This is a genomic window from Roseateles sp., from assembly GCF_052436255.1.
Classification (GTDB): Bacteria; Pseudomonadota; Gammaproteobacteria; order Burkholderiales; family Burkholderiaceae_C; genus Pelomonas.
The window spans coordinates 38266-47660 of record NZ_JBQVNP010000025.1 but is presented as its reverse complement, the minus strand read 5'-3'; the positions used below and the strand labels follow the sequence as shown (position 1 = coordinate 47660).

The 9395-nt window shown below is 70.2% G+C and carries 9 protein-coding genes and 1 pseudogene; 2 read left to right on the top strand and 8 right to left on the bottom strand.

What is annotated here, in order from left to right:
- Positions 1-154 precede the first annotated feature (154 nt).
- Positions 155-751: pseudogene (locus ACT6S0_RS08555) on the top strand (VOC family protein); the annotation flags it as partial.
- Positions 752-833: 82 nt separating this feature from the next.
- Here ACT6S0_RS08555 and ACT6S0_RS08550 read toward each other — a convergent pair.
- From ACT6S0_RS08550 to tsaB, 7 genes are all read right to left on the bottom strand, one after another.
- A complete protein-coding gene (locus ACT6S0_RS08550; protein WP_444763476.1) occupies positions 834-2081 on the bottom strand; it encodes an FCSD flavin-binding domain-containing protein in 1248 nt (415 codons plus the stop codon).
- The gene (locus ACT6S0_RS08545) at positions 2078-2371 is read right to left on the bottom strand and encodes a c-type cytochrome (protein WP_444763475.1); all 294 of its coding nucleotides are present in this window, start codon (positions 2369-2371) and stop codon (positions 2078-2080) included. Before ACT6S0_RS08545 ends, ACT6S0_RS08550 begins: the two co-directional genes overlap by 4 nt.
- A 13-nt stretch (positions 2372-2384) precedes the next feature.
- A complete protein-coding gene (locus ACT6S0_RS08540) occupies positions 2385-3473 on the bottom strand; it encodes a class I SAM-dependent methyltransferase (RefSeq protein WP_444763474.1) in 1089 nt (362 codons plus the stop codon).
- A gap of 100 nt (positions 3474-3573) precedes the next feature.
- On the bottom strand, positions 3574-5643 hold the full coding sequence (locus ACT6S0_RS08535; RefSeq protein WP_444763473.1) for a putative bifunctional diguanylate cyclase/phosphodiesterase: 2070 nt from the start codon (positions 5641-5643) through the stop codon (positions 3574-3576).
- Positions 5640-6392 (bottom strand): uracil-DNA glycosylase, encoded by a 753-nt coding sequence (locus ACT6S0_RS08530; RefSeq protein WP_444763472.1) that lies wholly within the window; start codon positions 6390-6392, stop codon positions 5640-5642. The genes ACT6S0_RS08535 and ACT6S0_RS08530 overlap by 4 nt, the downstream gene beginning before the upstream one ends.
- Positions 6389-6871: a ribosomal protein S18-alanine N-acetyltransferase gene (gene rimI / locus ACT6S0_RS08525; protein WP_444763471.1), complete on the bottom strand. Its 483-nt coding sequence runs from the start codon at positions 6869-6871 to the stop codon at positions 6389-6391. The genes ACT6S0_RS08530 and rimI overlap by 4 nt, the downstream gene beginning before the upstream one ends.
- Positions 6868-7551, bottom strand: a complete 684-nt coding sequence (tsaB, locus tag ACT6S0_RS08520; RefSeq protein WP_444763470.1) for a tRNA (adenosine(37)-N6)-threonylcarbamoyltransferase complex dimerization subunit type 1 TsaB — start codon at positions 7549-7551, stop codon at positions 6868-6870. The genes rimI and tsaB overlap by 4 nt, the downstream gene beginning before the upstream one ends.
- Positions 7552-7958: 407 nt before the next feature.
- On the opposite strand from tsaB, the gene ACT6S0_RS08515 reads away from it, so the two are divergent.
- Positions 7959-8132 carry a hypothetical protein gene (locus ACT6S0_RS08515; protein WP_444763469.1) on the top strand — a complete coding sequence of 58 codons (174 nt, stop codon included), beginning with the start codon at positions 7959-7961 and terminating at the stop codon, positions 8130-8132.
- A 122-nt stretch (positions 8133-8254) separates the two neighbouring features.
- On the opposite strand, the gene ACT6S0_RS08510 is transcribed toward ACT6S0_RS08515, so the two are convergent.
- Positions 8255-9286: a hypothetical protein gene (locus tag ACT6S0_RS08510; protein ID WP_444763468.1), complete on the bottom strand. Its 1032-nt coding sequence runs from the start codon at positions 9284-9286 to the stop codon at positions 8255-8257.
- Between the last annotated feature and the right edge of the window lie 109 nt (positions 9287-9395).

Here is a 9395-nt window from a genome sequence, read left to right as displayed (position 1 = left end):
TGGCGGCTGGTTTGCGCCTCCCGGCTACGCTACCGCTCGGTCCACGCAGCGCAATCGCGCTCCCGTCGCCCCCGCGCCGATCCTCCAACGACTTCCTCACAGTCGCTTGAACTGGCGATTTGGAATTTTGCAGGGCCGACTCAGTACGAATCTCATGAAGATGTGGGCGCGGCAACAGCGCCGAAGGAAGCTGCCCGATGTCCGTAGAGCACGAAGTGATGGGTCGTCACGGGCCTTGCTCGCGACATCAAAGCGCTCACCCCGAAGTGCTGCATGGAGTCCCCTTCGCCGCGCTCCGCCGCGTTTCTCTTTCCGTAGACAGCACGCGCTCCTAGGTGTCGTTCACGAACAGAATACAAGCGGCTGCGGCGTGCAAGCCTTGCTTACTAACAAACCTATGTATTACCTACACACCATGGTCCGCGTCGAAAACGTCGACGCCTCGATGAAGTTCTACCGCGACGCCCTCGGCCTGCAGGAGGTCAAGCGCTCGGAGAGCAGCGCCGGCCGCTTCACGCTGATCTACCTGGCCGCTCCGGGCGACGAGGACGCCCAGGTCGAGCTGACCTACAACTGGCCCGATGCCGACGGCAAGGCAGAGACCTACACCGGCGGCCGCAATTTCGGCCACCTGGCCTATGCGGTGGACGACATCTATGCCGCCTGCCAGCGGCTGATGGACCACGGCGTGACGATCAACCGCCCGCCGCGCGATGGCCGCATGGCCTTCGTGCGCTCGCCCGACGGCATCTCCATCGAGCTGCTGCAGGCCGGCGCCGCGCTGGCACCGGCCGAGCCCTGGGCGTCGATGCCCAACACGGGCAGCTGGCAACTCACAGCGCCAGGCTGTCGGCCCAGATGTTGTCGGCCCAGGCGCGAGCGATGGCGCCCTCGGCGAGGCTCGCCGCCGGCGACACGCCGCCCGAGCCGGGCACCGCCTTCATCGTCTTCTCGGCTGCGTCGTACTGGTGCACCGAGGCCACGTGCATCGCCTCGCCTGGCGTGACGAAGCTGTAGCAGGTGTTCATGACGACGGGCGCCGGGTTCACCGCCTCGCCCTGCAGCAACCGCAACACCGCTGCAGCGGCGAGCTTGGCCTGCTGGTTGGCGAGGTGGCCCGACTTGGGCATGCCGGGTGCCGAGAAGATCGCGTCGCCGACGACATGCACGCCCGCCGCTGCGTGAGCCTGCATGCTGAGCCAGTCGACACCGACCCAACGGCGGTTGATGTTGGCGAAGTCGCGCACCAGGTCGCCGGCGCGCTGCGGCGGAATCAGGTTGAGCACGTCGGCCTTGACGTCCTCGAACTCGAAGCGCGCGACACCGTCCGGCGTCACCTCCTTCAGCTCGGCGTTCGGCCGGTACTCCAGCACGCCGGCGTGATGCTGCGCAAAGGCGCGCTCGAACAGCGCCTTCTTGCTCTGCACCTCGGGGTTGGCATCCAGCACCAGCAGCTTGGCGCGCGGCCTGGCGCGCTGCAGGTAGTGGGCAATCAGGCAGGCACGCTCGTAAGGCCCGGGCGGGCAGCGGTAGGGCGCCTTGGGAATGCTCATCAACACGACGCCGCCGTCCGGTAGCGCTTCGAGCTGGCGGCGCAGCGCCAGCGTCTGCGCACCGGCCGTCCAGGCATGCACGGCGCGGCCGCTGTCCAGCGCCGCGGCCAGGCCAGGAATGCCGTCGAGCATGAAACCGATGCCGGGCGCCAGGATCAGCCGGTCCCAGCCCAGACTGCGGCCATCCGCCAGGCGCACGGTTTTCCCCGCGGGGTCGATGCCGACGACCTCGCCGCGCAGGCGCTTGACGCCCTGCGCTTCCAGCCCGGCATAGCCATGGCTGATGCTGGCCAGCTCGCGCTCGCCGGCGATGACGAGGTTGGACATCGGGCAGGAGACGAAACCCTCGTTGCGCTCGACCAGCGTGACGTCGACCGCGGCACCGCCCCAGAGCTTGAGATAGCGCGCCGCCGTCGCACCACCGAAACCCCCACCGACGACAACGACGCGCCCGGGCGCAGCGGTCGTCGTCGCACAGCCCGCCAGCGCCAGGCCGCCCGCCGCCATCAACTGCCGTCGCGCGATCATGGCTTGGCCTGGGCTGCAAGGTAGGTGGCGATCAGGCGCAACTGCTCCTCGGTATAGCCCTTGACGATCTGCGGCATGACGGTGCCGGGCCGTTTGCCGCTGCGGTAGTCGGCCAGCAGTTGCAGCATCACCTCAGCCTTCATGCCAGCCAGCGGCGGCATCGCCGTGTTGCGCGGCCGGCCTTGCGTGCCATGACAGTTGGCACAGGTCGCGGCCAAGCTGCGGCCCACGTGGCTCAAGTCCTGCGCCAGCGCAGGCGCGCAAAGCAACAGCAAGAGCCAAGCCTTCATGCAACAACCCCCGTCAGAGCTTGTGTGAACGGTCCCCGCGCTCGAACCCCAGCGCATCGAAAGGCGCATTCAGCGGCGCAAAGCCGATCACCTTGAACAGCTCGCCCATCTCGTGCTCGGCCAGCAGGCGATGCGCCATGGCGCGCTCGCCCAGCGATGCCCCGTGCAACAGATCGGCGATGCCGCAGTTGAGCAGGAAATTGGCCTGGCTGGTGTAACCCAGCACGACCAGGCCCGCGTCCTGACCCGCCAGCGCGATGCCGGTGAAGTTGACGTGGGCGGTGATGTCCTTGTCGCCCACCGCGACCAGCGGGTCGCTTTCCCCGCTTTGCGCCAGGTGGCCCTGGTGGCACATCAGCGTGCCGCCCAGGCGCTGCGGGTGGTAGTACTCGCCCTCGGGGAAGCCGTAGTCGATGAAGAACGCGGCGCCACGCTTGAGGCGGCGGGCCAGCGTGGCGACGAAGGCCTCGGCCTGCGGGTGGATCTCGGTGACGGTGCCGGGGACGAAGCCTGTCTCCAGCGGCGGGCGCAGCCGGCTGTCGCGGTCCTCGAAGGCAAGGCCCTCGCCCGCGCTGACCACGCCGCGTTCGCGCCACACCTGCCCATCGAAGCTGACCAGCTGCACCGGCATCGCGTCCAGCACCTCGTTGCCAATGACGACGGCCTCGATGGACTCGGGCAGCGCGTCCAGCCAGTCGACGCGGTCGGCCCAGTGGACAAGGCGCTCCCGCTGGCGCTCGCGCAGCTCGGCCGACAGCTCGACGATGGCGTAGCGCGCCAGGCCGGCGCCCAGGGCGTCCAACTCGGCAATGAGCTGGTCCGCCAGCGCGCCCGAGCCGGCGCCGAACTCGATGAGGTCGCGGCAGTCGCTGGCATCCATGGCCTGCTTGAGCTGGCGTGCCAGCGCGCGGCCGAACAGCGGTGACATCTCGGGCGCGGTGACGAAGTCCGAGCCCTCGCTGGGCATCTGGCCGAACTTGCGCCGGCCACCGGCGTAGTAGCCCAGGCCGGGCGCGTACAAGGCCATGGCCATGAAACGGTCGAAGGGCAGCCAGCCGCCGGCGGCGGCGATTTCGGCGTGGATGCGGGCGGCAAGCTTCATCGGTGGAAAAAAGTGCAACCACAGAGGCACAGAGGCACAGAGAACCCCATGAAAAGTCTTTTCTCCGTGCCTCTATGCCTCTGTGGTTGCATTCGTGTCTTCATCGTGCCTTCACCCAGGCTTCGAACTCCGCCGCAGGCATGGGCGCGCCCACCAGCTCGCCCTGGAACTGCTGGCAGCCCCAGCCGGCCAGCAGCTGCCATTGCGCGGCCGTGCGGACGCCCTCGGCCGTGACGGTCAGCCCCAGGCCCACGGCCATCTGGACGATGGCACGCGTGATGGCCTGGGCGCCGACGTCGTCGGGCAGGCGGGCGACGAAGCTCTGGTCGATCTTGAGCTTGTCCAGCGGCAGCTCGGTCAGGTGGGCCAACGAGGTATAGCCGGTGCCGAAGTCGTCGACCGAGACGGTCAGGCCCTGTGCGCGCAACTGAGCCAGCGTGGCCGGCGCGTGCGCGATGTCTTCGATCAGCATGCGCTCGGTCAACTCCAGCTCCAGCCACTGGCCCATGGCGCCGGTGTCGGCAAGCACGCGTCTGACCGTCTCGGCAAAGCCGTCGAGGTGGAACTGCATGCGCGACAGATTGACGGCGATGCGCATCGGCCCATGGCTGTGCGTGATGCCCTGCTCGCGCCAGCGCCGCGCCGTGGCGGCGGCCTCGCGCATGACCCATTCGCCCAGCGCGAGCATCAGGCGGTGGCGCTCGGCCACGAAGATAAAGCTGTCGGGCGCCAGCAGGCCGCGCTGCGGGTGGCGCCAGCGCAGCAGCGCCTCGGCGCCGGAGAGCTGGCCGGTCGTCGCTTCCACCTGGGGCTGGAAGAAGAGCTCGAACTCGCCGCGCGTCAGGGCCTGGGCCAGCTCGGCCTCCAGCACCAGGTCGCGCAGCGCCGTCTCGGCCAGCGCCGCCTCGAAGAACTGGTAGGTCGCGCGGCCGCGCGCCTTGGCCCGGTACATGGCCGTGTCGGCATGCTGGATGAGCTCGTCCGCCTGCTTGCCGTCGTCGGGATAGACGGCCACGCCGATGGAGGGCGTGACCGACAGCGCGCGGCCGTCGGCCTTGACCGGCACCTCGACAACGGACAGCAGCGCTTCCAACACGACGACGATGTCGGCGCGGCTCTCCAGGTCACTCAGCAGCACGACGAATTCATCGCCGCCGAAGCGGCCGACGAGGTCGCTGCCGCGCAGCGCGCCGACGAGGCGCTCGGAGACGGTCGTCAGCACCTGGTCGCCCTCGAGATGACCGAGCGAGTCGTTGACGCGCTTGAAGTTGTCCAGGTCGATAAAGAGCAGGGCCAGCATCTCGCCCTTGCGCTCGGCGCGCCGCATCAGCGCGGCCATGCGGTCCATGAAGGCCGCGCGGTTGAGCAGGCCGGTCAAGCCGTCGTGGTGGGCCAGGTGCTGGATGCGCGCCTCGCTGGCCAGGCGGTCACGGATGTCGCGCACGATGGTCATGCGCAGCTTCTCGCCGTCGCGCTCCAGCGTGCGCACGATGAACTCGACCGGGATGCGCGTGCCGTCCTTGTGCATGACGGCCGTCTCGTAGCGCAGCTCGCGGCCGGCCCGCATGACTTCCTTGACCTTGGCCAGCTCGTCGGGCGCGATGAAGGACAGCACGTGGCGGCCGACCATCTCGGGCAGCGTGTAGCCGACCAGCTCGCAGCAGGGCGGATTCACGTCGGTCGTGATGCCTTCCTTGTGGAAGAGGATGCCCTCGACCGTGGCCTGCATGAACTTGTCCAGCCGCGCCTCGGACTCGCGCACCTGACGCTCGGCCAGGCGGTGCTTGGTGATGTCGTTGATGAGCACGCAGCTCGCCACCGGCTCGCCGTCGGCACCGAGCTGCGGGATCAGGTGGACCTCGATCCAGCGCGGCGTGCCGTCGGCCGCGGGCAGCTCGCGCTCGTAGCAGACGGCGACGCGCTCGGACAGCACGCGCTCCACGGAAGGCTGGATCAGCGCCGCGGCCTCGGGGCCGATGACTTCGGCGAAGGTCTTGCCCAGGATATCCGCCTCGGACAGCCCGAAGGCCTCGGCATAGCCGCGGTTGGCGAACAGGCAGACCTGGGTCCTGGCGTCGTACAGCGCGATCCAGGCCGGCAGGTAGTCCGCCAGCAGCTTGAAGCGCAGCGCCTCGGTGGCGCGCGCCGCGATGTCGAGGGCGGCGTTCATTCGGCCGCCTTGCGAGCCAGGCACAGGTCATCCCAGGCGCCGGCCTTGTCGGCCGGCGAACGCAGCAGATAGGCCGGCGCATAGGTGACCACCAGCGGCAGGCCGCGCCAGTGGTGCACCCGGCCGCGCAGCCGGCCCAGCGGCTCGGCCAGGCCGGTCAACCGGCGCGCGGCCTGCAGGCCCATGGCCAGCACCAGGCGCGGCTGCAGCAACTCCACCTGGCGCGCCAGCACGGCCTCGCAGGCGTCCAGCTCGGCCGGCTGCGCGGGCCGCCCGCGCGGCGGACGGCACTTGACGATGGGGGTCACGAAGGCGGTGGCCATTTCATCGGCAGTGCGGCCCGTGCGGCGCTGGCCGGCGGCAAGCAGCATGCGGTCCAGCAGCCGGCCGGCGTTGCCGACCAAGGCTTCGCCCGCCAGGTCATCGGCCTCGTCCGCCGGGTCGGTGACCACCAGCCACTGGGCCTGGCGCTGCGCGCCACCACCGAAGACGGCATGGCGCCGCTGCTCGCCCAGGCCGCAGGCGCGGCAGGCGGACACGGCTTCGGCCAACGCGGTCAGGTCCAGGCTGCCGAAGCTCGACGGCGCGGCGGCTACGGCCACGCGCAAGACGGTCGGCGCAGGCGCGACGACGACGACGGGCGCCGGCTCATCGGCGTCGATGACGGCCTGCGCGACGGTCGGCGTCACCGCCGGCAGGCGAAATCCCATCTCGGCCAGCATCGCCCGTTGGCGCTCATCCCAGCTCATGCACCCACCATCAAGCTCATCAGTATGGCGTCCTCGCGCGGGCCCTGTGGCACGGGGTAATAGGCCCGGCGCCTGCCGACCTCGGCAAAGCCATAGCGGCGGTAAACCTCGCGGGCGCGCTCGTTGCCCACGCGCACCTCCAGCCACAGCTGGGTCAGGCCGCGGCTTCGGCAGTCGGCCACCAGGCGGTCAAGCATGGCGATGGCCAGGCCACGGCCCTGCCAGGCTGGCACCACGGTGATGTTGAGCAGGTGCATCTCGTCCAGGCCGGGCATCGCCACCCAATATCCCAGCAGCCCGGCACGCGGCCCGCGCAGCACCTCGGCCGGATAGCCGGCCGCCAGCGAGTCGACGAAATTGCCATGCGTCCATGGCACCGGGTAGGCCTGGCGCTCGACCGCGATGATCTCGGTCAGGTCGGGCCCCCGCATCGCCGCGGCCTCAAAGGGCGGCAGGTGCCGATCCAGCACGGCGCTCATGATTTCTTCTCGCGCTCGGCGGTGGTGAGCGCGACCTTGTCGCGCACATAGACGGGCAGCGCCTCGGCGGCGTCGCGGCCTTCGCCGCGCTGCCAGGCGGTCAGCGCCAGCTGGCCCAGGGCGGCGGCGCGAGAGTGCGCTCGCGGCCAGGCCCGCGGCAGGTTGCCCAGCGCCGCGGCGTACTCGGTCAGTGCGGTACCTGCTGCGGCAACAGGTGCGCCCCAGTGAGCGGCCAGCACCTCGGGGCGGTAGAGCGCCGGCGCCTCGACGACGGCCCAGGCGCCGCGCTCCCAGCGGTAATGCGCCGCATAGATCTCGCCGATGCGCGCATCCATCGCCACCCAGATGTCGTCACCGGCGCCTTGGCAGCGCGCGTCCTCGGCCACCAGCATCAGGCTGTCGATGGCCAGCACCGGCTTGCCCAGGCCGAAGGCCAGGCCTTGCGCGACCGCGCAGGCGGTGCGCAGGCCGGTGAAGGCGCCGGGGCCTTGGCCGAAGGCAATCGCGTCCAGGTCGTCCATCGCCATGCCGGCACCGGCCAGCAGGGCCTTGATCTCCGGCAGCATGCGCGCCGAGGCCTGGGCACCGCCGGCGGCCTCGAAGACCCTGGTCTGCCCGGGCGTCACGAGGGCCAGGGCCATCATGTCGGTGGAGCTGTCAAGGGCCAGGAGAGAGGGCATCCAGGCAGTTTAGGGGAGCGCGGCGGCGCCCTGGGTGGCCGCAGCGGTATCGGGAGACGGTGATGCGCCGGTTTCACTCCACCGCGGGTGCGCCGTCAGAGCAGCGCGGATGCCCTGCCAGACAGACCAGGCCGGTGCCGACGCGAACGCCACTCAGGCAATACAGGGCAGCAGCAAGACCCGCCGCCCGGCGGAGCGCCAGAACGCGATGGCGGTCGCGACGACGAGGCCAGCAGCAACACCACGTCGGCAAAAGCGAGCGCGCAGGCGAGCCGGCGCAGCCCGCACCAGTGGGTAGGAGGCTGCCTACCGTCGGTCTGAACGGCGTCCGACCGGGCGCGCCCGGCGTGGCCCCTAGAGTGCTTCGACGAGATGGGGCGCTGCGCTCCATCAAAGCTGGAGGTGCTATGTCGTTCGCGCTCTACATCCTCGGGCTGGCAGTGCTGCTGGGCGGCCTCGCCTGGGCCCTGATCACCGCCGGCCTGGCCATGACCTATGTGGCCATCGCCTGCCTCATCGTGGCGGGCATCGGCATCATGATGGCGGTGTCCCGCACGCGGGCCAAGGACCCGCCGGCCTGAAAGGCCGGGCGAGCGCCAGGGCTGGTCTCGCCTGATGGCTGCTGGAGCGTCCTCAGGCGCACGGCAGCAGCCCGCACGCTGCAACGCCGCTCGGAGCGGCGGCGGTTGCGCCGAGTGACGGCCTAGAACGCACCGCGTTCGGGCGCGTCGTTCCAGCGCTCCGGCTGGGGAGCCCAGGCCGCGTCCGGCTCACGCTCCAGCACAGCACAAGCAGCCGCGCCGAGGTCGATATGCAAATGCTCGCGCGCCGCTGCCGCCGCGCCGTCCGCCAGATCCGCGTCCAGCGCAAAGCAGCGAAAGCGCCCCCAGTCCACCGCGAACTGGGCCACGAGGATGCGCGCCAGGTCGTACGACAGCTCGTTGCCCTCGTCATTGCGCAGGAAGGACTTGCCGGACCAGAACTGCTGGATCTCCGCCTCGCCCCAAAACGCCTGATGGCGCATGCGCATCTGCCGCAGGTCCTGCAGCGCGCCGGGCCGTGGCGCGAGGCGCTGCTCGGTGTTGACGGCCAGGCCCTCGTTGAGCCAGGCCGGGAGGGGCAGATGGCTCACGCAGGCATGCGTGAGCTCATGGGCGATGACGGGTTCCACGGCGTGCAGGTCGGCCTTGACCGTGACGAAGTGGCCGCAGCGGTGGTGGATGTACATGCCGCTGCTGGCCGCGAACTCGCCGGCGTCGGGGTAGTAGTGCGAGACGTAGCGGTAATAGCCGTCCTCGTCGTCGAAGACGATCAGGATGTCCTGGCCCCAGTCCGGCGTGCTGGCCACGCCGTCAAGCGTGCGCAGTATGCGCTGCACGCTCTTGTTGACGAAGCCCAGCGTGGCCTCGGCCACATGGGCCGGCAAGGTGGACAACAAGATGGCGGACCGCTGACTCTGCAGGCGATAGGCCGGCCCCAGCGCGGCTTGCAAATGCTGCAACCAGGCCGTCTCGCAGGCCGTCCAGGCCCGCGCCTGCTCCGCCGAATCGGCAATACGCGCCACCCAGGCCTGCGCAGCCGCCCAGTCCAGGACGGGCAAGCCATGGGCGTCGGCCAGCGCGGCCCGCACGTCGAAGGCCTCGACGCCCGGCGCCTGCAACCGGTCGGGCGCCGGGCTTGGCTGGGCCGCAGCGACGGGCGCCGGCAGGACCAGCGATTTCAGGAACGTGAACATGCTTCAGGCGGAGTCGTGCGGCATGCCGAGCTTGTACCGTGGCTGCCGTTCGTGCGGCGTGGGCACCATTCACCCACGCCGGTCCGCCGTTCGCCCACCCGCCGCGCCA

Bases quoted from the DNA above. Each gene is read 5' to 3' on its own strand.
- ACT6S0_RS08550 (WP_444763476.1), bottom strand. From the start codon at position 2,081: ATGATCGCGCGACGGCAGTTGATGGCGGCGGGCGGCCTGGCGCTGGCG.
- ACT6S0_RS08545 (WP_444763475.1), bottom strand. From the start codon at position 2,371: ATGAAGGCTTGGCTCTTGCTGTTGCTTTGCGCGCCTGCGCTGGCGCAG.
- ACT6S0_RS08540 (WP_444763474.1), bottom strand. From the start codon at position 3,473: ATGAAGCTTGCCGCCCGCATCCACGCCGAAATCGCCGCCGCCGGCGGC.
- ACT6S0_RS08535 (WP_444763473.1), bottom strand. From the start codon at position 5,643: ATGAACGCCGCCCTCGACATCGCGGCGCGCGCCACCGAGGCGCTGCGC.
- ACT6S0_RS08530 (WP_444763472.1), bottom strand. From the start codon at position 6,392: ATGAGCTGGGATGAGCGCCAACGGGCGATGCTGGCCGAGATGGGATTT.
- rimI (WP_444763471.1), bottom strand. From the start codon at position 6,871: ATGAGCGCCGTGCTGGATCGGCACCTGCCGCCCTTTGAGGCCGCGGCG.
- tsaB (WP_444763470.1), bottom strand. From the start codon at position 7,551: ATGCCCTCTCTCCTGGCCCTTGACAGCTCCACCGACATGATGGCCCTG.
- ACT6S0_RS08515 (WP_444763469.1), top strand. From the start codon at position 7,959: ATGTCGTTCGCGCTCTACATCCTCGGGCTGGCAGTGCTGCTGGGCGGC.
- ACT6S0_RS08510 (WP_444763468.1), bottom strand. From the start codon at position 9,286: ATGTTCACGTTCCTGAAATCGCTGGTCCTGCCGGCGCCCGTCGCTGCG.